Raw genomic sequence first — 24,718 nt, forward strand, 5'->3', positions numbered from 1 at the left:
CCCGCTGGAATTGAGTCATGGCACACTTGATTCTTTTCAATAAGCCGTACGGAGTAATTTGTCAATTTACACCCCAGGCTGGATATCAATCATTAAAAGATTTTGTTCCCATACCTGATTTTTACCCAGCTGGACGACTAGATGCCGATAGCGAAGGATTAGTCATCCTCACCGATGATGGGGAATTACAACATAAAATTAGCGATCCAAGGTTCAAGCAACCGAAGAAATATTGGGCGCAAGTAGAGGGTATACCCGATCAATCAGATCTCCAGCAATTATGTGAAGGAATAATATTGAAAGGTTATAGAACCCAACCCGCAAAAGTACGTCTCATACATGAACCGGATCATCTTTGGTCACGAAATCCACCCATACGCTTTCGCAAAAATATCCCTACTTCCTGGTTAGAACTTATCCTTACAGAAGGTAAAAACCGACAAGTACGTCATATGACTGCAGCGATTGGATTCCCCACCCTACGATTGATTCGCACTACTATTGGTAAGTACAGACTGGCAGGTCTTCCACCAGGTAAGTGGAGGATTATTAAATAATTTCCTGCTTGGATATCTATTAAACAATTTCGATTTCCACGTAAAATAACAAGCAAAAAAATTGCATAACTTTTCTGTAATAAATTGTCACGAAATTTCTTGACTAACCTTATACATCTCTTTAGATTGCATTATTCGACCATGGCCCGTTTTTAAAAGGAGGAATTAAAATAATATTATGGACATAGACATTGTTTCAGCATTATCTGGATTAATTGATTTACCGTGGTGGGGGTATATCGTCGTTACATTAGTCATTACCCATATCACGATTGCAAGCATCACGATTTATCTCCATCGGCATTCGGCTCACCGAGCATTGGATTTGCATCCTATCCCTAGTCATTTCTTTCGTTTCTGGCTATGGTTGACTTCCGGTATGGTTACCAAAGAATGGACCGCTATTCACCGCAAGCATCACGCAAAATGTGAAACTTTAGATGATCCGCACAGCCCTCAGATCTTTGGAATTAAAAAAGTATTGTCCGAAGGAGCAGAACTTTATCGCTTAGAAGCAAAAAACAAAGAAACTTTGGAAAGGTACGGGCACGGTACACCAGATGATTGGATAGAACGCAACGTTTATACAAAATTTAGCGCATCTGGTATTGGGCTGATGCTAATTATCAATTTCATTCTGTTTGGCCCTATTGGTATTACTATATGGGCAGTACAAATGATGTGGACGCCTATATTCGCTGCGGGAGTCATTAATGGCATTGGTCACTATTGGGGATATCGTAATTTCCAAGCAGAAGATGCCAGTCGCAATGTCTCTCCCTGGGGCATTCTGATTGGGGGAGAAGAATTACACAATAATCATCATGCCTACCCTACTTCAGCCAGACTATCCAATAAATGGTTTGAATTTGATATTGGCTGGTTGTACATACGTATTCTGGAAATGATGGGATTAGCAACCGTCAAGAAAATTGCACCTAAGCTTAACATCAACAAAACCAAAACCAAGTGTGATTCTGATACCCTCCAGGCAGTTATTGCCCATCGTTATGAGGTGCTGGCGAAATATACCCAGTCTCTCAAGGCAATGCTCAAGAAAGAAGTGGAACATTTACGAGAAGCCGCTTCCCAGCATGGGATAGATGGAAACACACTGAAACGCTGGATATTGGCAGATGCGAAAACCTTGCAAGAAGAAGAACGTATCAAACTAAATCTGGTTTTAAGTAAAACCAAGAACCTTGATAAGGTTTATACGATGCGCGAGGAACTTGCAGCTATATGGCAACGCTCTGCCGCTTCGAAAGATGAATTAGTTAAACAACTCGAAGATTGGTGCCATCGTGCAGAAGAAAGTGGAATTGAAGTTCTAGAAAAATTCTCACGTCGGCTACGTTGCTATGCATAATTAAGTTATAACTCCGGGCAAAGGCTTTGGGATTAACGCTTATCCTTTGCTCGGTAACCCTGTAATCCCATTTCTAAATCAAACCTGACTTTGTCGACTTCTCCTTGCCGTATTATTTATACTGTCTGCGGCTCGCTCTTGCGTCATGTCTGATTTGGAAATGGAATTACCTTCCCCCGACAATCTCAGTATTCATTCCTGAATTTATATCAAAATAACATCATATTGCTCTTGTGTGTAAGACGCTTCCACTTGTAAGCTAATAGGTTTTTCAATAAAATCAGCAAGTTGAGCCAAATTTTGTGATTCCTCATCCAGAAATAAATCGATCACTTGCTGCGAAGCAAGAATACGAAATTCATTAGCTTCAAATTGTCGTGACTCCCGTAACAACTCACGTAAGATTTCATAACAGATCGTTTGCGCTGTCCGGATTTGCCCTCGTCCCTGGCAAGTTGGACATGGCTCACATAAAATGTGAGCAAGACTCTCTCGCGCGCGTTTCCGTGTCATCTCTACCAAACCTAAGGTAGAAAATCCATTGACCGTCATACGTGTCCTGTCTCTCATCAAAGCTTTGTTGAAAGCTGCCAATACTGCCTTTTTATGCTCTTCATCCTCCATGTCGATAAAATCGATGATGATGATGCCTCCCAAATTGCGTAAACGGAGTTGCCGCGCTATGACCTGTGCTGCTTCCAAATTGGTCTTAAATATGGTGTCATCAAAATTACGCACACCAATGAAGCCACCCGTATTGACATCCATGGTAGTCAGCGCTTCGGTCTGATCAATAATGACATAACCGCCTGATTTCAGATTAACTCGCCGAGCGAGTGATCGTTCAATTTCTTCTTCGACGCCATATAAATCGAAGAGAGGGCGCTCCCCGGTATAATGATCGATTCTGCTTACAACATTGCTCATATAGTTTTGAGCAAAAGGGATCAATTTCTGGAAAGTTTCGCGTGAATCTACCAGGATGCGGTATGTATCATCATCAACAAAATCGCGCAAAACACGATGACTTAGATCTAAATCCTGATAAAGGAGCGCAGGAGTATTAACTGTTAACGCCTTATTCTGAATATCATGCCAAAGCTTGTGCAGGTACTCTATATCTGCATGCAGATCTGATTCGCTTGCCGCTTCGGCCATCGTTCGTATGATGTAGCCTCCCTTGATATCAGCCGGAAGAATATGTTGCAGTTTCTCGCGCAATAATTCACGCTCAACATTATCTTCAATACGCTGAGAAACACCAATATGAGATTCTTGCGGTAAATAAACAAGCATTCGCCCAGCAATACTGATTTGAGTAGAAAGTCTTGCCCCCTTTGTTCCAATTGCGTCTTTAATCACTTGAACGAGGATATTGTTTCCCTCGTGCAGTAATCTCTCAATGGGTCTATCCTCTGTACCATTTGAACTTAATTCCTTAATATCTCCCACATGGAGAAATGCTGCTCGTTCCATGCCGATATCGATAAAGGCAGATTGCATACCAGGTAGTACACGGCTAACCCGACCATTGTAAATATTACCAACAATACCCCGGCTGCTCGCTCGCTCTATATGTAATTCTTGCACAACACCTTGCTCTATAACAGCAACACGTGTTTCCTGTGGTGTAACATTGATAAGAATTTCGTTACTCATTTAGAAGGTATAGCACAATCTAATTTCCTGGTTCTCAGGAAAATAGTTTTATTCCTGACTCTTCCAGTAATTGAGCCGTCTCAAATAATGGTAGCCCCATGACTCCACTATAACTACCAAAAATCTCAACAATAAATGCAGCTGCCATACCTTGGATTGCATAAGCCCCTGCTTTATCAAAAGCCTCACCACTTGCAATACATGCTTGAATCTCTCGTTTACCAATATCGCGAAACCGCACTGTAGTGATTGACAAACGATTTTTGATATTACCCTGCAGATTCAGAGCGATAGCAGTCAATACCTGATGCGTTCTGCCCGAAAGTGCAGCCAACATCTCCTCGGCATGAGCGGCATCTCTGGGTTTCCCGAAAATACATCCATCCAATGTAACGATCGTATCAGCAACTAAGACAGGAAACAATGGCAACTTGCGCTGTATCAGACGTAACCTCCCTGCCTCCGCCTTAGCATGAGTAATACGATAAACATAATCAGTTGGAGATTCGTTCAGAAAGGGTGTCTCATCAACATCAACAGCCCGAGATGCAGCTTCTCGCATGAGCAACACGCTATGCCTTACCCCAATTTGTTTCAGCAGCTCCCTTCGACGGGGACTACGAGAAGCCAGATAGATATAATTTCCAGCAAGCGTCATAATGTTTAAAGTTTATAGAAGCTTATAGAGTGAGTGTTTATTTCAATTTATTTTTTAATAATTTCTTTTAGACAGTAGACTCGCTACAACTTAGAAACAATCTACCGCAAGCTACACACGATGGTAAGGATGTTGCCTGATAATTGATAAAGCTCGATAAAGTTGCTCTGCCAATAATACACGTACTAGACCATGGGGAAGTGTAAGTCTTGAAAGTGCCAGCATTTCATTAGCCATACTCTTGATATTACGATGCAATCCATCTGCACCCCCAATAATAAATGCAATATCTCTACCATTTCTCATCCAGTCAACCAATGTCTCAGCTAACTGGATTGTAGTGAATTGTTTACCTTGCTCATCCATGGCAACAATGTAACAAGTCGATGGTATTGCCGCCTCGATACGTTCGCTCTCAGCAAATAACAACTGTTCGTTTTGCTTACTGCCTCGTTTCTCTGGTTTAATTTCGATCAGATGAATGGGTATTTCCCTTGGCATGCGTTGGGTATATTCCATAAAGCCGGCAGCCACCCAATCGGGCATTTTATTCCCTACGGCTAGGATATAGAGTTTCATTATTTAGATGCGCTTGCCCTCTCATATTACCTCAAGGAATTTTTTTTCTTGACTGCGCTGGACTCTGCCCATAACGATTCCAAATCGTAGTATTCACGAATGGCGGGCTGCATGATATGCACAACGACATCGCCTAAATCCACCAATAACCATTCGCCAGCTTGCTCGCCTTCGATACTATAGACTTTACCTCCCGCGGTTTTTACTTTTTCCTGTACATGATGAGCTAACGCTTTGGTCTGGCGGGTTGAAGTTCCGCTAGCAATGATCATGTAATCAAATAATGAGGTAATCTTCCCCGCTTCTAATACAAGAATATCTTGCGCCTTCAAATCTTCTAATGCAGCAATGACTACCCTTAATAGCTCATCTGTTTTCATTTTTCCTCGTGTAAACATGATGTGTGCCAATATAATTCAATACATTATCGGGAAGCAGATAACGTGCACTTTTTCCTGCTGCGATATAGGTTCTGATGGTTGTTGAAGAAATATCCAATAATGTGGTCACGGCTGTAAAAACAAACCCGGATGATACACGCCTCAAGGCGTTTACATCATCTGTCCAGCGATCTAAGCATGCATCTCGTAACTTCGGTGGTAAACACGCTTGATTCATAACAGAAATATGACCTGGACGATTGACGATTACCAAATGACTTAATTCAAACAACTCACGCCAAAGATGCCAATCTGGCAGCTTCAGGAATGCGTCTACTCCAATAATAAAACAGAATGCTACCTTTTCTCCTATGAATTCATCTCTTAACTCACGCAGCGATTCCACACTATAACTTTCTTCAGAACGCCTGAGCTCTCGATCATCTAGAAAAAATCTTCTGTTATCACGAATAGCTTCATGAAGCATGACCTTACGGTGATGCTGCGAAGCAACCGGTTCATTCCGCAAGCGTGGACGCCCTGCAGGAAGAAAATGAACTTCATCCAGTTGTAAAATTTCAACAAGCTCTTCTGCAACCCTTAAATGTCCAAAATGCACTGGATCAAATGTCCCTCCATAAATTCCGATTAGGGAGAACGGATCATCAGACATCGTTTAAGAAGTAATTCAGAGGAAGAAATGTTGAGAAATACGCACTATTAGCAGAATAATGCTATTTTATGACCATATCAGAAATTATCAAAATAATGCAAGGCGCATATCCGCCAATATACTCGCCAAATGTGAAGTAAAACGAGCAGCCGATGCACCATCAATCACTCTGTGATCATAAGATAGCGACAGAGGAAGAATCAGACGAGGAATGAACTCTCCATTACGATAAATTGGCTTCAAACTTGCTCGCGAGACCCCCAAGATTGCAACTTCAGGAGCATTGATAATAGGTGTAAAGGCTGTACCACCTATCCCGCCAAGGCTAGAAATGGTAAAACTAGCCCCTTGCATATCAGTCGGTTTTAATTTTCCTTCTCGCGCAAGTGAAGAAAGTCTCCCTAGCTCATCAGCTATCGCAATCACACCTTTCTGATCAGCATCGCGAATAACAGGCACGACAAGACCATTGGGCGTATCTACCGCGAATCCCAGGTGATAGTAGCGTTTAAGTATCAGAAAGAATTCTTCATTACTCCTATCCAGTGAGGCGTTAAACTCGGGATATTTTTTCAATGCTGCAGTTACGGCTTTCGTGAGGAAAGCAAGTATGGTTAGTTTGATTCCATTCTTCCGATGACTTTCGTTATATTCTTTTCTGAGCGCCTCTAGATCCGTAATATCAGCCTCGTCAAACTGGGTCACATGTGGAATCATGACCCAATTACGATGCAGATTAGCGCCTGAAATTTGCTTAATACGAGTTATCGGCTTTGATTCAATGGGTCCAAATTTTGCAAAATCGACCTGAGGCCATGGTAATAAATCAAGCCCACCACCTAGCCCTGGCTTTTGTAATTTCATCAACTCTCGTTTGACAAAAGCCTGGATATCTTCCTTCAGTATCCGCTGTTTTGGGCCGCTTCCAACAATCTTGCTTAAATCCACACCCAATTCCCTGGCAAAACGTCTAACCGATGGGCCGGCATGGGGCATGCCCGCAGTAATAAGTTTGGACTGATTCACTTCTGTAAACTGTGCAGGCAGCTGTAATGGCTTGCTCTGATAGATTTCTTGACTTGGGGGAGTAACTTCAAGTGCGGTTTCAGGTTTAGTGCTCACAGTCTCGCTGATACTTACTATTTCTTCAGCCGGAACAGCCTCAGCCTCAGTAGTAATAACCTTACTCTCTTCTTCAGAAGGAGCTACTTCCATGACAAGAATTTCAGAGCCTTCAGAAACCTTATCACCTACTTTGATACTAATTTCCTTGACAGCACCGGAATAAGGCGAAGGAACTTCAATTGTAGCCTTATCTGATTCCAGCGTAATAAGCGAATCCTCAGCCTTGATGTTATCACCGGCTTTGACGAGTATTTCTATGACTGGCACATCCTTAAAGTCGCCAATATCAGGAATCTGTACCTTTTTAATTTCGCTCACACGCTTTCCTCAGTTTACATTCAATCTATATCTATCAACCACAAAATGATCACTTTCTTGGGTATTTAAATATACTCGCCGTCTATTGGGTAACGGGATCTGGCTTATCCGGGTCGATACCAAACGCTTTGATTGCCTGAGCGACCTGTTTTGCCGGGACCTTGCCTTCTTCTGATAAGACCTTAAGTGCCGCAACCGCAATGTAATAGCGATCCACTTCGAAAAAATGTCTGAGTTTCTCGCGCGTATCAGAACGCCCAAACCCATCCGTACCCAGCGCACAATAGCGCCTTGGAATGAATGCGCGTATCTGATCTGCATAGATCTTCATGTAATCAGTTGCAGCCACCACAGGTCCTTCGCGATCTTTCAAACAAGTTTCAACATAGGATAATTTAGCAGGTTCAGTTGGGTGCAACATATTCCAGCGTGCAATACTGAGTGCTTCACGACGCAATTCAGTGAAGCTTGTGACACTCCAAATATCTGCGACAACATTGTATTCTTTTTGTAAAATGTCTGCTGCTGCAATAACTTCACGCAATATCGTCCCTGAACCAAGCAGTTGTATTCGTGCTCCTTTACTACGCTTACTGCCTTCCCTAAGCAAATAAATTCCTTTCAATATACCTTGCTCAACCCCTTTAGGAAGATCAGGTTGAGCGTAATTTTCATTCATCACAGTAATATAGTAAAACACATCTTCCTGTTCTTGATACATGCGCCGCAAGCCATCCTGTATGATCACCGCTAGTTCATAGGCATAAGTAGGATCATAAGATATGCAGTTTGGAATAGTAGAAGCAGCAAGGTGACTATGGCCATCTTCATGCTGCAGACCTTCGCCATTTAATGTGGTTCGCCCAGCTGTGGCACCTAGCAGAAAACCACGAGAGCGCATATCGCCCGCAGCCCAAATAAGATCTCCGACACGCTGAAAGCCGAACATAGAATAATAAATATAAAAAGGAATCATCTGCACACCATGTGTGCTGTATGCAGTAGCTGCTGCAATCCAGGAAGACATGGCTCCAGCTTCGTTGATACCTTCCTGGAGAATCTGACCATGCTTATCCTCTTTGTAAAACATAAGCTGTTCAGCATCCTCGGGGATATAAAGTTGTCCTTTTGATGACCAGATAGCGAGTTGGCGAAACATTCCTTCCATACCAAACGTTCGTGACTCATCCGCGACGATAGGCACGATATGTTTACTGATATTTTTATCCTTGGTCAGAATATTAAGAATACGCACAAATGCCATTGTAGTAGAAGATTCTCGTCCTTCACCACTACCTTTCAGTAAAGTTTCAAATGCTGACAAAGGGGGCGTTTGCAAGGCTTCTGCCTTTCGTCGACGATGATGCAAAAACTTACCCAAGGCCTTACGTCGGGCTTGCATATAAGTAAATTCCGGCGAATCCTTGTCAAATTTAAGGTAGGGAATCTCGTCGATTTTGTCATCCGGCACAGGCAGACCAAATCGATCACGAAATGCCTTGAGTGAGGTCGTGCCCATTTTCTTCTGCTGATGAGTAATATTCTGTGCCTCGCCCGACTCACCCATACCGTACCCCTTGACAGTCTTGGCAAGTATCACGGTAGGCTGCCCTCGATGTTTGACTGCAGCAGCATATGCAGCATAAACCTTGTGCGGATCATGCCCACCCCGATTTAACCGCCAAATATCATCATCTGACATATTAGCAACCATTTCGAGTAACTCAGGGTATTTACCAAAAAAATGCTTTCTGACATAAGCACCGTCTCGCGCTTTGAAAGTTTGATACTCTCCATCCACACATTCCATCATGCGTTGCTGAAGAAGTCCTTTAGTATCTTTTGCCAGAAGAGGATCCCAATAGGAACCCCAAATTACTTTGATAACATTCCAGCCTGCTCCTCTAAATGTTGCCTCCAATTCCTGTATGATTTTGCTGTTACCCCTGACAGGACCATCAAGACGTTGGAGGTTACAGTTCACCACAAAAATCAGGTTATCCAGATTTTCGCGTGAAGCAAGTGAAATTGCTCCTAGCGACTCAGGCTCGTCCATTTCACCATCACCCGTGAAAGCCCAGACCTTGCGACCCTCGGTGTTGGCTAATTGGCGACTATCCAGGTATTTCATAAATCGTGCCTGATAAATTGCCATGTGTGGCCCCAATCCCATTGAGACGGTTGGAAATTGCCAGAAATCTGGCATCAACCAGGGATGGGGATAAGATGACAATCCTTTTCCGCCTATTTCCTGACGGAAATTATCAAGCTGCTCCTCAGTTAATACCCCATGCAGAAATGCATAGGCATAAATTCCCGGAGATGAGTGCCCTTGAACATAAACGAGATCACCTCCTCTCTGCTCGTTCGCTGCTCGCCAGAAATGATTGTAACCAACATCATATAAGGTCGCTGCTGAGGCAAAACTGGCGATATGTCCTCCCACATTTGTATTTCGATTAGCGCGCGCAACCATCGCCAGAGCATTCCAGCGTACATAAGAACGAATACGATGCTCTATGGCGTGATCCCCGGGCGAACGCTCCTCTTTACCTACTGGGATCGTGTTGATATAAGCCGTATTGGCACTATAAGGAAGATATGCACCAGAACGTCGTGCTTTTTCAACCAATTTCTCCAATAAATAATGAGCGCGCTCCGCTCCTTCATTGACAAGAACAGACTCCAATGCCTCCAGCCATTCCCGTGTTTCCTGTGGATCAATATCCTGTGAATTCATAATGGTTTGGAAATAATATACTGGTCAGTTTTAGACAAAAATTACGTAGCCACCCTGGCGCGCTCAGCTGCTTCAATGGTATTACTCATTAACATGGTAATCGTCATAGGCCCAACCCCTCCCGGAACGGGGGTAATATGGCCGGCTTTTTCTTTTACCGAAGTAAAATCCACATCACCGCATAATGTCCCATCATCCATCCGGTTAATCCCAACATCAATCACAGTTGCGCCTGACTTGACCATTTCGGCAGTAATCATACGCGGTTTCCCGGTAGCCACTACTAAAATATCCGCACTCCGGGTATGTTCAGCCAAATCTCTTGTTTTAGAACTACAAATAGTGACTGTAGCCCCTTTCTCCAGAAGCATCAATGCCATAGGTTTACCCACAATATTACTGCGCCCTACAACGACTGCATGCTGTCCCTCGATTAGCACATCTCGCTCTTTTAACATCATCATGACACCATAAGGTGTACAGGGAAAAAATAAAGCATTGCCTGTTGCGAGTGCGCCGACGTTACAAGGATGGAATCCATCCACGTCTTTCTCAATCGCGATGGCAGCAATGATTCGATGACTCTCAAAGTGTGGTGGCAAAGGTAACTGCACTAAAATTCCGTGAATCTCGGGATTTGCATTCAATGCATGGATCTGCTGAAGCACGGTCTCTTGAGATGTTTTACCAGGAAAATTGTAAACCTCAGAGCGAATTCCTGATTCTCTACAGGCTTTGGCCTTATTACGCACGTAAATAGCAGAAGCTGGGTCATCGCCTACTAGAATAACAGCCAAACCAGGCTGCATTCCATGCTTTGCAAGATTCTCAGCGCGTAATTTTAATTCTGTACGGATTTTACTCGCAATTACTTTGCCGTCAAGGATATCAGCATTCATTACTTTATAAGAAATAGGCTAAATTGAATACTTGCGCAAAAAGATATCTTGTAGCTCACAACCATTGCAGCTGTACTTGCTTTGATAGAAATTTGGATAATACACGATGCTAATTCTTATCTGAAAATTAAAATGAATGCTTAAGAATTCATATCATTTTACTTTTGCAGCAGCTGTTGTTTCCGAATGTTTTCTTTTCTTGAACTTAATCCGATAAATCAGCAAGCCGATCAGAGACACTGAAAATACAAAAAGAAATGCTGTCAGTAAGCCAAAAGCTAAAATAAAAATATCGCTACTTTCAGGCATAAAAATGGTGACAAACCATACTCCGGCAAAGCCCGTCAATAATCCACCAAATAATATGATTTTCTTCCCTAGATCATAATGTCGCCATAAAGAACCAGAAACTCCAACCTCATCAACATAATGATCAAAAATCTCTGCCAAACTCTCATCTCCCGGTTTTGATTCATGACCAATTGCTATCGCCAAAGCATCATCCCCGTCTTCCAGACTAGACATTTTCTTTAGAAAGTCTACTTGTTTTTGCGCTCGCTTAGGTTTGATGCCGTCCTTAATCATCATTGAACATAGGGTTGAGAAAGCTTTCTCACGAGCTATTTCCGCAGAATCATGCTTTTCATAAAACTGCCACATCACTCCGACCAGATAAAGCTGGATTGTCATTTCCTTGAATTGAGGAGCAAAATCATAACGTTTGCTCTTGATATGCGAGATCTGTTCATTCAGCACTTCTTTTGCATGCTGTATGCAATCATCTAGTGTTACCGCTTCTTGATTGACCATTGAATCACTCATGCTTATAACCTTTATTTTTCCGAGGAAAATTTATAACCTAACACATTATAACCTGCTAGCGAACACTAAAACCCAGAAAATAGGAGATAAGCAAATTAAATAGTAAATAGTTACTACCACCTAGGGTACAAACTATTAATACTATAGACTTGGCTTGTCTCTTCCTCGTTATAATAGCGCCTTATTAAATTGATTTTCTCATCATGACAGTATCAACTCAATGTAATTATAAATCCCATCTCTCCCAATTACTGCTCCTGGCCACCAAAAAGATTCTTCCTCAAAATTACGAAATTAATATTGAATTAGTGCGCCCCAAGCAAGCTAATCATGGTGATTATTCAAGTAATCTGGCAATGCAATTAACCAGGTATTTACACAAAAATCCGCGTGAAATTGCAACAGCACTTATTGATGCGTTACCTGATTCCCCTTATCTGGAAAAAGCTGAAATCGCAGGCAGTGGTTTTATTAATCTCTTTTTGAAAGTTTCAGCAAAACAGCAGTTTTTATCTGGTGTGTTACAACAGGGTGATAAATTTGGCCATAATAATTTAGGAAAAGAAAAGAAAATTCAGGTTGAGTTTGTTTCTGCCAATCCTACTGGACCTCTACATGTTGGGCATGGGCGTGGTGCAGCCTATGGCGCCAGCTTGGCAAACATCATGGCCGCCAATGGTTATTCTGTCACTCGAGAGTATTATGTTAATGATGCAGGTAGACAGATGGATATATTGGCACTCTCTACCTGGCTACGTTACCTTGAGCTATGTGGATATACCTTTCCTTTTCCCGAAAATGCCTATCAAGGCATCTATGTAACTGACATGGCCAAGTTAATTCATAGTGCGCATGGTAACCGCTATGTTCACCAATCTAATTTAATATTACAGACACTCGTCCCAGTTGAAACAAAGCTTGCAGCTGATGAACACCTGGATCAGTTGATCGCTATAGCAAAAAAAATGCTAGGAGAAGATTACGCCTATATCCACAATTTTGTGCTGACTGAACAACTAGGCGATTGTCGCAATGATTTAATGGAATTTGGTGTGGAGTTTGATACCTGGTTTTCAGAACAATCGCTATTTGACAACGGCATGGTTGCGCGTGCTACTCAATTACTTGATGAAAAAAATACTTTGTATAAGCAAGACGGTGCTACTTGGTTTCGCTCTACTTCTTTTGGAGATGAAAAAGATCGTGTAGTACAACGCGAAAATGGGCAATATACTTATTTTGCTTCCGATATAGCCTATCATCTCAACAAATTTGAGCGTAATTTTGCTTATATCATCAATGTGTGGGGAGCAGATCATCACGGCTATATTGCGCGAGTAAAAGGTGCAATTGAAGCATTAGCGCTTGATCCCGATAAACTTGAGATTGCTTTGGTTCAATTTGCTGTGCTCTATCGGGATGGCAAAAAAGTTTCTATGTCTACCCGTTCCGGAGAATTTGTTTCACTACGGGAATTACGTCAAGAAGTTGGCAATGATGCGGCACGGTTCTTTTATGTATTACGTAAAAGCGATCAACATTTGGACTTTGACTTGGATCTTGCAAAATCACAATCCACTGATAATCCAGTATATTATGTGCAGTATGCCCATGCACGCATAAATAGTGTACTCATGCAATGGGGGGAAGATGAAACCACACTCTCGATGGCTGATACCGATTCGTTGACGAACCAGTCAGAACTAATGCTTCTGCAAAAATTAATCGATTACCCAGATATAGTGGAAGCAGCGGCAAGGGAACGCGCTCCTCACCTGATTGCTTTCTATCTTAAGGAATTAGCTGGCGAATTCCATAGTTATTATAATTCAACTCGTTTTCTCGTGCCAGAACAATCACTTAAACTAGCGAGACTAGCATTGATTGCAGCTATTAAGCAGGTGCTAGCAAATGGGTTGAAATTATTAGGAGTAACCGCTCCCAGCAAAATGTAGCAGAAATCATATATAGTATAGGAATTTTCATGAGCAGAGACTACAAATCCAAGGGTATGGCAACCGCAAAAAGCAGTGGTTCACTTATTCTAGGACTCTTTATCGGATATGCGCTTGGCATAGCAAGCGCAATAGGTGTATGGGCATTAATCAATCAAGCTCCAAGCCCGTTCCTAACTGAAGAAAAATCAGCCAAAACTAAACCTCACGAAAGTATTGCCAAAAACTCACAGAATGATAGCGTTAACAAGGAAATTGATCAGGTAAGTGCGAATAAGCCTCGCTTTGATTTCTATAATATACTCCCAGGCATAGAGGAGCCTTTAGCCGAAGAACCATTCGGTCAAGGGGTGAAGCAGTCACCTCCTCCCGTAACAAATGATGCGAGCTCGGCAAGTAATTATTTCCTACAGATTGGCTCGTACAAAAACTCAGGTGAAGCGGAAAGAATGAAAGCAGAACTGGCATTACTCGGCGTGATTGCTTCTGTTCAAACGGCAGAATCTTCTGACAAAGGTACGCGATATAGAGTTCGTATAGGCCCTTACGCAAAAATCACTGAAATTGATCAAATACGCGCTTCATTGCAAGAAAATGGAATAGAAGCCAGTTTTGTCAGAGCTCCCAAGAAAACACCATAGCAATATAGCAATCCTGATTGAGTAAACTTAATTACCGGGTAGTAGTTAGCTAAACAACTTATAGAAGAGCAAAATAAAATATGAATAAATTCTTTAAATTTTTCCTAACATTCATTACCCTTAGTCTCTCAGGGATGTTGCTTGCACATGCAGAAATCATTGAAGGACGCGATTATATTGTTCTCGCGAATCCTCAGCCAACTGAAGATCAACGAAATATTGAAGTCATTGAGTTTTTCTGGTACGGCTGCCCACATTGCTATGAATTACATCCACATATAGATAATTGGCGCAAGAATGCTCCCAAGGATGTGAAATTTCGATATGTTCCAGCAATTTTTCGTGCTAATTGGACACCTGCAGCAAAAACTTTCTATGCAATGGAAGCGTTAGGTATTACAAAAGAACTTCACGATAAGATATACAAAGCTATTCATCGTGACAAAATTGATTTGTCGAAGGAAGCTGTACTATTTGATTGGATTGAAAAACAAGGAATTGAGCGCGAAAAATTTATCAATGCCTATAATTCTTTTTCCGTCCAAAATCAAGTAGCAAAGATTTCACAAATGACAAGACAATATAAATTAACCGGTGTACCGGCTTTAGTGGTTGAAGGAAAATATTTAACTAGTGGAAAGATGAGCGGTACACCGCGCGACACGATTCAGGTATTGAATGAATTAATTGACAAAGCACGGAAGGAGCGAGCTTCGAATTAAACTATTCTAAAAACCATTATAAAATGATTGCTTGCTGAGCTTTTTAGGCAATACACGCCTAATTCTTCGCTCGGCCAAGTTTCACAACTTCCTGAATATGCCTCAAACCTCGCATGATTTGAGCAAGATGACGGCGATTCCTAGCCTGCAAAATGAAGTGCATCATGGTGTAATCTTTATCGCTTTCCATAGTGACATCATCGATATTCGAATCAGCCCTAGCAATTTCTGCGGCGACTCTAGCAAGTACACCACGTTGATTTACCACTGTCATGTTAATGCCTACTTCAAAAGTTCCAGATATATCTTTGCCCCATGTCACATCCAATACATTCTCGGATTTTCTCTGAATTCTCATCACAACCGGACAATTATGGACATGAATCACTAACCCCTGATCTTTTTTAATCAACCCAACGATCGTATCCCCAGGAATAGGGTAACAGCATCGAGCAAACTGTACTGTCATACCTTCCGTCCCAAGAATCACAACGGGATTACTGGCGCCAGTGACTTCAGATATTGATTCTCCAGGTACCACTAAACGCTTAGCAACGACGGCTGAAAGTTGTTTTCCTAAGGTGATATCGGCAAGTAAGGCTTTTTTTGACTTAGCACCGCTGTCCCTGACAAGTCTTTCCCATTGTGTGTCAGTGATAGAATCAGGGTTGATCCCAAATGAGGATAGAGCTTGATTGAGCAAACGCTCACCTAGCTTTACTGACTCTTCATATTGAATGGTTCTAAGAAAATAACGAATGCTTGAACGCGCTCTTGCTGTAGCAACATAAGAGAGCCAGGCAGGATTGGGGTTACCATAGGGCGCAGTTACAATCTCAACACGATCGCCATTCATTAATTCAGTACGCAATGGCACATTCTCTCCGTTAATTTTTGCTGCAACACAACAATTACCCACATCTGTATGTATCGCATAAGCAAAATCAACTACTGTAGAACCTCTTGGTAACTCAAGTATTTTTCCTTGGGGCGTGAACACATAGACCTCACCAGGAAACAGATCGACCTTGAGATGCTCCAGAAACTCAATTGAATCGGAAGAATCGCTTAAGGTTTCCAGTAAGCTTTTTAGCCACTGATTTGTTTTTAGATGCAGCTCATTCACCTCTGCACCATTGCTTTTATAGAGCCAATGGGAAGCTACGCCCATTTCAGCAATCCGATGCATCTCATAGGTTCGAATTTGTATTTCTATTGGCAAACCATAAGGCCCCAGCAATGTATTATGAAGCGATTGATAGCCATTAAGCTTAGGAATCGCAATATAATCCTTAAATTTACCAGGGATGGGTTTATACAGACTATGTAAGGCGCCTAATGCCAGATAACACGAAGGAATATCCCTCACCAACACACGAAAGCCATAAATATCCAGCACCTCCGAGAAGCTCAGATGCTTCTCAAGCATTTTTTTATAGATACTATAAAGATGCTTCTCTCTCCCGGTTACAATGGCATCTACACCGGCATCTTTAAGTCGATTTTTTATCGCTTCAAGAATTTTGCCCACTACTTCGCGACGGTTGCCACGAGCTGCTTTAGTTGCTTTCACCAGCACCTTGTAACGATTGGGATAGAAATAACGAAAGCTAAGCTCCAGCAATTCTTGGTAAATACTGTTTAAACCCAAGCGATGTGCAATAGGCGCATATATCTCCAAAGTCTCCCGTGCGATGCGACGCTGCTTTTCAGGACGCATAACTTCCAGCGTGCGCATATTATGTAAGCGGTCAGCCAATTTAATAAGGATAACCCTTACATCATGCGCCATAGCTAATAACATCTTACGGAAATTTTCAGCTTGTGCATCAGCCTGGGTCTGGAATTCAATCTTCTTCAATTTAGAGACGCCATCTACCAGCTCTGCAACTGATACGCCAAATCTTTCGGCAATTTCTTCCTTGGAGATAGTCGTATCTTCAACAACGTCATGTAATAATGCAGCAGCAAGCGTGATTACATCTAGATGGAGTTCACAAAGGATATGAGCAACCGTCACGGGATGAGAAATATAAGGTTCCCCAGTCATACGGAATTGCCCAGAATGAGCACCATGACTGAAAAAATACGCATTCTTGAGTAAAGCTAGATCTTCAGGCTTAAAATATTTCGATACCTCAGAAAATAACGACTCAGCTCCAGACGTTATTACATGAGAGTTCGATAATGAAAACTCTGACATAAGCATTTCCCAATTTTTCGCGGTGCTAATTCAACTTTATTTTACAAATAGCAGATTATTCCATTTCTAAATCAAGCCCGACTTTATCGACTTCTTCTTGCCGTATTATTTATATTGTTTGCGGCTCGTCTCCGCGTCATGTTTGATTTGGAAATGGATTTTTTTCTGTAATTGTAACTACGATGTTGGAATTACAAATATTTCTGATCAAATACGTTTGAGATAAAAATCAACATAATATATCCAGGATACTCCTGAATTTATAGTGATTTTTGTATTATGCAAGATCAGAGGAGTGAAATTAAAAAATTTTAATAGGCAATTTAATAATACTACACGTTCTATCGCCAGAAAATTTGTTACTTATAGATTATTTCAATTTTTTTCTGTTATGGTTTAATTTTCTTACTACTTATCTTTTAACGGATGGTATTAAGAATTTCAAGTCCTACCTTCCCTTTAGCCAATTCACGTAGTGCAATGACAGTGGGCTTATCTCGAGCAGCATCTACCATTGGAGCAGAACCAATTGCTATCTGCCTTGCCCGGGCAGTAGCAGCCATTGTCATATCAAAGCGATTGGGAATAATTTTTAAACAATCATCAACAGTGATACGAGCCATAATTTATTCCTTTTCTTTTTTCGTTAAAAATTTCACTAAAAAATATTATTCAGGCAAATTGCGCTAACAATGCATGCTGTTTGACAAGCTGACGCTTCATTCTGAGGCGCTCTGCTCGAATAATACAACAAATATCTTTGAATGCTTCATCCAGTTCATTATTGATCACAACGTAACCAAATTTGTTCACTTGACTTATTTCTTCTCGGGCTGCCTTTAAACGCCGCGCAATTGTTTCTGGATCATCTTGTCCACGCTGTTTCAAACGAGCTTCTAACAATGCTAGAGAAGGAGGTAAAATAAAAATGCTTACTGCCTCGGGAAAAATTTGCCGTACCTGCTGCGCTCCCTGACAGTCAATCTCCATCAAAACATCTTGACCTGATTCCATCGTTTCCTTTACCCAATGTTGTGAAGTGCCATATAAATTCCCATAAACTTCTGCACTTTCAAGAAATTCTCCTCGTTCCAACATTTGATTAAAGGTGTCTCGATCGATAAAAAAATAATCTTGCCCATTTATTTCATTGGGGCGTGGTTGGCGAGTGGTGTGTGAAATCGATAGATTTAAACCAATACGAGCCTGAAGCAATGCTTTGATCAAGCTGGTCTTACCAGCCCCTGAAGGAGCACTGATTATAAATAAACTACTCATATTATGATTATATTGAATTTCCCTTACATTTTGAGAAGAAAATTTCTATTAAGGTGAGTCAATATTTATTTAGTATGCCTAATCACTTCATGATGTTTTCAATCTGAGAAACCATTAAAGTTATTTTAATGCACTCCATGTTTCTCAAAATAACGTTGGTGATATTCTTCCGCAGGATAAAACTCAGAAGCAGGCAAAATTTCGGTTACGATCGGATCTCGCCAATGCCCGCTTTGCTGCAATGCGTCTCGTGAAGCTATTGCGGCAGCTTTCTGCTCCGGTGTATAAAAAAATATAACTGACCGGTATTGAGAACCTTCATCCGGCCCTTGACGATTAAGGGTAGTAGGATTATGGCAATGCCAGAAAGTATCAAGTAAATTTTCAAAAGAAACCAGCGAAGGATCATATTCTACCAGCACAACTTCTGCGTGGCCTGTCTGATCTGAGCAAACATCATGGTAAGCAGGAAAGCGAGTATGGCCACCGGCATACCCAGACCTGACATTAACTACGCCATGAACGCCACGAAAAGTAGCCTCCACACCCCAGAAACAACCAGCACCAAAGATAATTTTTTCGATAGCCATAGCCCAAAATATATTTCCTTGGATAACACTATCTACGAACGCCGCTCATTCCAAAATAAAAATAATCCTAAAAGCGGTTTTTTTATTCCATTTCCAAATCAAACATGACGCGAAGGTAAGTCGCAGATAGTATAAATAATACAGCGGAGAAGCCGACAAAGTCAGGTTTGATTTAGAAATGAAATTAGGATTATACAGAGTATTTTATCAGGACAAAATAATAGGCCGATGCACCTTTAGCACGCATCGGCCTTCCCTCCAAGATTCGTATTACTTAAGCGTCAGAATAAATTCCGCTAGAGTCTTAGCGTTTTCATCGCTAACATTTGCGTTAGGTGGCATCGGAATGGTTCCCCATACTCCACTGCTACCATTTTTAATTTTTCCTGCCAAGTAAGTAGCTGCATCAGCTTGACCTGCGTATTTTGCAGCAACATCTTTAAGTGCTGGACCAACCAATTTGGTGTCAACATTGTGGCAGTTCAGGCAACCACTGCTTTTTGCCAATTCAGCACTTGCTTGTACATTGCTAATCCACAATACAGCAGATGCTGCCATTACACCTAACAAAACTTTTCTCATCTTATTTTTTCCTTATTTGAATTATAAAGGGAATAACATTCTACCCTTAACTTTACAGACTTGCAGCAATTCCTGTAAGTCTGTAATTTCTGGCAAACATTTCTCACCTTGACAAACCCAGGCATTGACACCTTGATCTACGGATAAGGGTTTATTCAAACTTGGCGGTAATCCGGTTAACTCCATCGGTAACGCCAGCACAATCGTAGCGGGTGCATGCAAGACCAGTGCTCGATGCCACTCACTCAAGAGAGCGCCTTTCCCACGCAAAATGACAATTTGAGGTAGCGTAAGCCATTCTTTCAACACGATCAATAAACTGCAGTAAACGCTTGGATGGTGCCGCATTTCAGGATAAAACAATTTAAGTGTTCGTTCAGCTGATTGCAAATAACGATATTCGCCGAGCAAATGGCCAAGTCGTTGGAGCGATATCGCTACTAAACCATTACCAGACGGAATCGCATTGTCCTGACCTGTTTTAGGTCGATGAATCAGCCTTTCATGATCATGACTCGTAAAAAAGAACCCACCTAGCTGTTTATCTTCGAACTGATCTAGCAATACCTCTGCCAGCGCTATAGCAAAATCCAGATCAGATTGACGAAATTCCACTTGCATGAGCTCCAACAGACCATCTAGCAAAAAGGCATAATCATCGAGATATGCATTGAGATGCGCCTTGCCATCCTTGAAGGTAGCGAGTAGCCGGTTATTTTTCCAGAGGGTGGCGCGGATAAAATCTACCGCCAGCATGGCGGATTTTATCCATTCGCTACTTCCAAAAATCATACCTGCTCGCGCCATACCCTTGATCATTAAGCCGTTCCAACTAACCAGGGTTTTTTCGTCACGACCAGGATGAACGCGCTGTTCCCGCTTATTGAAAAGCTTGTGCCGCGCCGATTCAATCCGCTGTTGCACTTCCTCTTGGCTAATACCCATATCGTTAGCTATAGCTGCAACAGACTGATTGATTTCGAGATGCCAATATTTGTTTTCAAAATTGGGAAGACGCGAAAGACCATAGTAAGGTGCGATTACAGTATATTCATCGGCTGTCAAGACACATGCGATTTCATCTTTATCCCAGACGTAAAATTTTCCTTCTTCATGTTCTGAATCAGCGTCTAGAGCTGAGTAATAGCCTCCTTCCTTTTGTCCGAATTGCATCTCCCGCATCACCCAGGCAGCTGTCTCCTCTACAATTCGTTTAAACAAGGAGTTACGGGTTGCAAGCCAGGCGTCGGCATAGAGCTGTAACAAGGGACCATTGTCGTACAGCATCTTTTCAAAATGGGGAATACACCAGTACTGATCTGTACTATAACGATAAAATCCTCCCCCTAACTGATCGTAAATGCCTCCGTTAGCCATTTTCTCCAAGGTATAAGCCACAATATATTGTGCTTGGGTATCATTTTCAGAGAAGTAGCATTGCAGGCAGAATTTTAGTTCTGCAGGATGAAGAAATTTTGGCGCAGAACCAAGCCCGCCATACTCTCGATCAAAGTTTTCTAGCAGCTGAGTGACTGCCTGCTCAATAAGATGGCGAGAAAATACAGAAATATTGACACTTGTAGCTGGTAAAGTCTCCGCAAGTATTTTCAGTAGCGCACTATTTTGCTGCTCAATATCTTCTCTACGCGTACGATATATCTCAGCAATCTTTGGCAATAACTCAAGAAAACCAGGCATACCATGACGAGGCTCTTTAGGAAAATAAGTACCCCCAAAGAAAGGCTTCTGTTCTGGCGTGAGAAACATGGTCAATGGCCAGCCGCCAGAACGATGATTAAGCATGTAATGCGCTGTCTGATATATCTGATCGAGGTCAGGGCGCTCCTCACGATCTACTTTAATATTGATAAAGTATTCATTCATCGCCGCTGCCACTTCTTGATCCTCGAATGACTCTTGCGCCATGACATGGCACCAATGACAGGCAGAATAACCAATAGAAAGCAGGATTGGCTTATTTTGGGTACGTGCCAGTACGAGTGCTTCCTCTCCCCACGGGTACCAGTCTACCGGGTTATCTGCATGCTGTAACAGATAAGGACTTGTTTCACCTGCCAGATGGTTGGGCATAGCATTGCTCAATAAATAATTGAATATGCATTCATAGGATTAGCAATGTAATTCACCGCTAAGAGGTTGTGAAAACTTCGTTTTCACAACCTCTCGGTCATTTCTTTAATCGGTAATCGCTCCCCGACTGGCAGTCGATACCAGTTTTGCAAACTTCGCCAACACACCACGTTTATAACGTGGCTCAGGCGGTTGCCATGCCGCACGGCGTCGCGCGAGCTCCTCCTCGGAAACATTGAGCTGCAACAGACGTTGGGGCGCATCTATGGTAATGGAATCACCCTCCTTCACCAGTGCAATGATTCCTCCCACAAAGGCTTCCGGTGCGACATGTCCAACCACCATACCGTAGGTTCCACCGGAGAATCTGCCATCCGTGATCAGGCCAACTGAATCCCCTAAACCTTCACCAATCAACGCCGAAGTGGGTGACAACATTTCGCGCATTCCCGGTCCGCCCTTCGGACCTTCATAACGGATTACCACAACATCTCCCGGCTTAATTTCCCTGGCAAGGATGGCATTCATACATGCTTCCTCAGAATCGAACACACGCGCAGGCCCAGTAATTTTTGGATTTTTCACGCCAGTGATTTTGGCGACCGATCCTTCCGGCGACAAATTTCCTTTGAGGATGGCCAAGTGACCTTGTGCATACAAAGGATTGTCCCATTGCCTGATGACATCCTGATCCTGGCGTGGCTTCTCGGGTACATCGCGTAATACTTCCGCTATCGTTTCACCGCTGATCGTCATGCAATCACCATGCAGCAAACCATGCGCCAGTAACATCTTCATGACCTGAGGTATGCCACCTGCTCGATGCAAATCAGTTGTCACATAGCGCCCGGACGGCTTCAGATCGCACAAGACAGGTACTCTTGCACGGATTTCCTCAAAATCATCAATACTCAGTTCCACGTCGGCGGCATGCGCAATCGCCAATAAATGCAGTACTGCATTGGTCGATCCACCCACTGCCATCACCACAGAGATGGCATTTTCCAGTGATTTGCGTGTGATCAGATCGCGTGGAAGAATTTGCTTTTTGATGGCGTTGACTAAAACTTCTGCAGAACGTGCAGCACTGATCTGTTTTTCTTCATCTTCAGCCGCCATAGTGGACGAATAAGGCAAGCTCATTCCCATTACTTCGATTGCAGACGACATGGTATTGGCGGTAAACATGCCACCACAGGCACCCGCACCGGGACAGGCATGCCGCTCCACTTCCAGTAATTCCTTGTCATCGATTTTATGGGCAGTATACTGTCCCACAGCTTCAAACGCACTTACGATCGTCAGATCTCGATCTTTGTAATGACCTGGTTTGATGGTACCGCCATAAACAAAAATAGCCGGCACATTCATTCTTGCCAGCGCAATCATGGCACCGGGCATGTTCTTGTCACAACCACCAATCGCAATCACGCCATCCATGCTTTCTCCCTGCACAGCCGTCTCAATGGAATCAGCGATCACTTCGCGTGATACGAGCGAATATTTCATGCCTTCGGTTCCCATGGAAATACCATCGGAAATCGTAATCGTGCCAAACATTTGCGGCATTGCCCCTGCCTTTCTCAAGGCACGCTCAGCGCTGAGGGACAACTCATTTAACCCCATATTGCAGGGAGTGATCGTAGAAAATCCATTGGCAACGCCCACGATGGGTTTATCAAAGTCTCCATCACCAAAGCCCACTGCCCGCAACATGGCACGATTGGGCGAACGTTTTGCTCCTTGAGTGATGGCTTGACTACGTTTATTGTCTGGCATGATTTCTCCTGAAAAACCAAAAATGCAATCTAATTGATTAAGCAGCTACGCACTGCTGTAATAAGCTTACTTACCGTATAATGTGCATTTTACCGTAAATCAGCACCTAGCCCATGCTTATCCATCCCCAATTCGATCCGGTCGCAATCTCCATTGGCCCCCTTTCCATTCACTGGTACGGCCTGATGTACCTGCTTGGCTTCTTTCTGTTCATTGTGCTTGGCCGTTATCGCATCAAGCAAAATCCGCAAGCAATATTTACCAATACTCTACTCGATGATGCACTCTTCTATGGCGTCTTGGGTGTCATTCTGGGAGGAAGACTAGGACATGTGCTGTTTTACCAATTCAGCTATTACTTACAGCACCCGCTGGAAATATTTGCAATTTGGCAAGGTGGCATGTCATTCCATGGTGGCTTTGTCGGTGTCATCGTGGCGATGGCGTTACTGGCCCATAAGCACAAATTAACATGGCTTGCAGTGACTGATTTCATTGCACCTCTGGTGCCACTTGGGTTGGGAGCGGGACGAATCGGCAATTTTATCAATGGCGAATTATGGGGACGCCCCACAGATGTTGCCTGGGGCATGATTTTCCCACACGTCGATAATCTACCGCGTCATCCCTCCCAACTTTATGAATTTGCTTTGGAAGGAATTGCGCTGTTCATTTTGCTGTGGATTTATTCAAGTAAACCACGCCCAGTAGGCGCTGCCTCCGGCATGTTCTTGATCGGTTATGGCACATTCCGCTCGTTTGCAGAATTTTTTCGTGAGCCTGATGATGGTTTCATGGGGGTATTAACCTTGGGTGTCAGTATGGGACAATGGCTGTCACTGCCGATGATTGCTGCAGGCATAGGAATGTTGTTCTGGGCATATCGCTCCTCGAACAAACCATTGCAAAAAACTAGAAGTCGTCGTTAGTAAGCCAGCAAAAATCAGATTCCTTACAAGAGCAACTCTCGATGAATAGAAGTAAATTCCAAAGTTACATAAATAACGTGAGTTCGACATAAGAAAAGAAGTAAAAGGAATCTGAATTCCTTATGATGAAGCGAATTTGGAAAAGAGTTTCATCATTAGAGGAGTCAGA

22 protein-coding genes are annotated in these 24,718 nt (G+C 42.6%); 6 read left to right on the forward strand and 16 right to left on the reverse strand.

Annotated features, from left to right (window positions below; translation table 11 throughout):
- The first annotated feature begins 17 nt into the window (after positions 1-17).
- Positions 18-557, forward strand: coding sequence for a pseudouridine synthase (locus BLV54_RS04865; protein ID WP_090568580.1), 540 nt, complete (start codon positions 18-20; stop codon positions 555-557).
- Between the two features lie 178 nt (positions 558-735).
- Complete coding sequence (locus BLV54_RS04870; RefSeq protein ID WP_090568583.1) at positions 736-1,926, forward strand: DesA family fatty acid desaturase; 1,191 nt, start codon at positions 736-738, stop codon at positions 1,924-1,926.
- Between the two features lie 204 nt (positions 1,927-2,130).
- On the opposite strand, the gene rng is transcribed toward BLV54_RS04870, so the two are convergent.
- From rng to BLV54_RS04915, 9 genes are all read right to left on the reverse strand, one after another.
- Positions 2,131-3,585: a ribonuclease G gene (gene rng / locus BLV54_RS04875; RefSeq protein ID WP_090568585.1), complete on the reverse strand. Its 1,455-nt coding sequence runs from the start codon at positions 3,583-3,585 to the stop codon at positions 2,131-2,133.
- Between the two features lie 34 nt (positions 3,586-3,619).
- Positions 3,620-4,243, reverse strand: coding sequence for a Maf family protein (locus tag BLV54_RS04880; protein ID WP_090568588.1), 624 nt, complete (start codon positions 4,241-4,243; stop codon positions 3,620-3,622).
- Positions 4,244-4,354: 111 nt separating this feature from the next.
- Positions 4,355-4,822, reverse strand: coding sequence for a 23S rRNA (pseudouridine(1915)-N(3))-methyltransferase RlmH (gene rlmH / locus BLV54_RS04885; protein WP_090568591.1), 468 nt, complete (start codon positions 4,820-4,822; stop codon positions 4,355-4,357).
- 26 nt (positions 4,823-4,848) lie between these two features.
- A complete protein-coding gene (rsfS, locus tag BLV54_RS04890) occupies positions 4,849-5,202 on the reverse strand; it encodes a ribosome silencing factor (protein WP_090568594.1) in 354 nt (117 codons plus the stop codon).
- On the reverse strand, positions 5,189-5,875 hold the full coding sequence (gene nadD / locus BLV54_RS04895) for a nicotinate-nucleotide adenylyltransferase (protein ID WP_090568597.1): 687 nt from the start codon (positions 5,873-5,875) through the stop codon (positions 5,189-5,191). Before nadD ends, rsfS begins: the two co-directional genes overlap by 14 nt.
- Positions 5,876-5,962: 87 nt before the next feature.
- Positions 5,963-7,318, reverse strand: a complete 1,356-nt coding sequence (aceF, locus tag BLV54_RS04900; RefSeq protein WP_090568600.1) for a dihydrolipoyllysine-residue acetyltransferase — start codon at positions 7,316-7,318, stop codon at positions 5,963-5,965.
- A gap of 82 nt (positions 7,319-7,400) precedes the next feature.
- On the reverse strand, positions 7,401-10,058 hold the full coding sequence (gene aceE, locus BLV54_RS04905) for a pyruvate dehydrogenase (acetyl-transferring), homodimeric type (RefSeq protein WP_090568601.1): 2,658 nt from the start codon (positions 10,056-10,058) through the stop codon (positions 7,401-7,403).
- A 41-nt stretch (positions 10,059-10,099) separates the two neighbouring features.
- Positions 10,100-10,957, reverse strand: a complete 858-nt coding sequence (gene folD, locus BLV54_RS04910) for a bifunctional methylenetetrahydrofolate dehydrogenase/methenyltetrahydrofolate cyclohydrolase FolD (protein WP_090568604.1) — start codon at positions 10,955-10,957, stop codon at positions 10,100-10,102.
- A 153-nt stretch (positions 10,958-11,110) separates the two neighbouring features.
- Entirely contained in the window at positions 11,111-11,767 is a 657-nt protein-coding gene (locus BLV54_RS04915; protein ID WP_256329137.1) for a hypothetical protein, read from the reverse strand.
- 215 nt (positions 11,768-11,982) lie between these two features.
- Between BLV54_RS04915 and argS the strand changes: the two genes are divergently transcribed.
- From argS to BLV54_RS04930, 3 genes are all read left to right on the forward strand, one after another.
- The gene (argS, locus tag BLV54_RS04920; RefSeq protein WP_090568610.1) at positions 11,983-13,734 is read left to right on the forward strand and encodes an arginine--tRNA ligase; all 1,752 of its coding nucleotides are present in this window, start codon (positions 11,983-11,985) and stop codon (positions 13,732-13,734) included.
- Between the two features lie 29 nt (positions 13,735-13,763).
- Positions 13,764-14,375, forward strand: coding sequence for an SPOR domain-containing protein (locus tag BLV54_RS04925; RefSeq protein WP_090568612.1), 612 nt, complete (start codon positions 13,764-13,766; stop codon positions 14,373-14,375).
- 80 nt (positions 14,376-14,455) lie between these two features.
- Entirely contained in the window at positions 14,456-15,097 is a 642-nt protein-coding gene (locus BLV54_RS04930) for a thiol:disulfide interchange protein DsbA/DsbL (protein WP_090568615.1), read from the forward strand.
- A gap of 58 nt (positions 15,098-15,155) precedes the next feature.
- Here the strand turns inward: BLV54_RS04930 and BLV54_RS04935 are convergent, their stop codons facing one another.
- The 7 genes from BLV54_RS04935 to ilvD form a co-directional block, all read right to left on the reverse strand.
- Positions 15,156-17,300 carry a RelA/SpoT family protein gene (locus tag BLV54_RS04935; RefSeq protein WP_090568618.1) on the reverse strand — a complete coding sequence of 715 codons (2,145 nt, stop codon included), beginning with the start codon at positions 17,298-17,300 and terminating at the stop codon, positions 15,156-15,158.
- Between the two features lie 419 nt (positions 17,301-17,719).
- Positions 17,720-17,923 carry a DNA-directed RNA polymerase subunit omega gene (gene rpoZ, locus BLV54_RS04940; protein ID WP_090568623.1) on the reverse strand — a complete coding sequence of 68 codons (204 nt, stop codon included), beginning with the start codon at positions 17,921-17,923 and terminating at the stop codon, positions 17,720-17,722.
- A 49-nt stretch (positions 17,924-17,972) separates the two neighbouring features.
- Positions 17,973-18,578, reverse strand: a complete 606-nt coding sequence (gene gmk, locus BLV54_RS04945) for a guanylate kinase (protein WP_090568626.1) — start codon at positions 18,576-18,578, stop codon at positions 17,973-17,975.
- A 125-nt stretch (positions 18,579-18,703) separates the two neighbouring features.
- Entirely contained in the window at positions 18,704-19,168 is a 465-nt protein-coding gene (gene msrA, locus BLV54_RS04950) for a peptide-methionine (S)-S-oxide reductase MsrA (RefSeq protein WP_090568628.1), read from the reverse strand.
- A 270-nt stretch (positions 19,169-19,438) separates the two neighbouring features.
- Positions 19,439-19,750: a c-type cytochrome gene (locus BLV54_RS04955; protein WP_090568630.1), complete on the reverse strand. Its 312-nt coding sequence runs from the start codon at positions 19,748-19,750 to the stop codon at positions 19,439-19,441.
- 21 nt (positions 19,751-19,771) lie between these two features.
- Positions 19,772-21,841 (reverse strand): thioredoxin domain-containing protein, encoded by a 2,070-nt coding sequence (locus tag BLV54_RS04960; RefSeq protein ID WP_090568633.1) that lies wholly within the window; start codon positions 21,839-21,841, stop codon positions 19,772-19,774.
- A 105-nt stretch (positions 21,842-21,946) separates the two neighbouring features.
- Positions 21,947-23,620 carry a dihydroxy-acid dehydratase gene (gene ilvD / locus BLV54_RS04965; protein ID WP_090568636.1) on the reverse strand — a complete coding sequence of 558 codons (1,674 nt, stop codon included), beginning with the start codon at positions 23,618-23,620 and terminating at the stop codon, positions 21,947-21,949.
- A 113-nt stretch (positions 23,621-23,733) separates the two neighbouring features.
- Here ilvD and lgt point away from each other — a divergent pair, with 113 nt between their 5' ends.
- Positions 23,734-24,549: a prolipoprotein diacylglyceryl transferase gene (gene lgt / locus BLV54_RS04970; protein WP_090568638.1), complete on the forward strand. Its 816-nt coding sequence runs from the start codon at positions 23,734-23,736 to the stop codon at positions 24,547-24,549.
- Positions 24,550-24,718 lie beyond the last annotated feature (169 nt).

The organism is Nitrosomonas sp. Nm33, assembly GCF_900107265.1.
Taxonomy (GTDB): domain Bacteria; phylum Pseudomonadota; class Gammaproteobacteria; order Burkholderiales; family Nitrosomonadaceae; genus Nitrosomonas.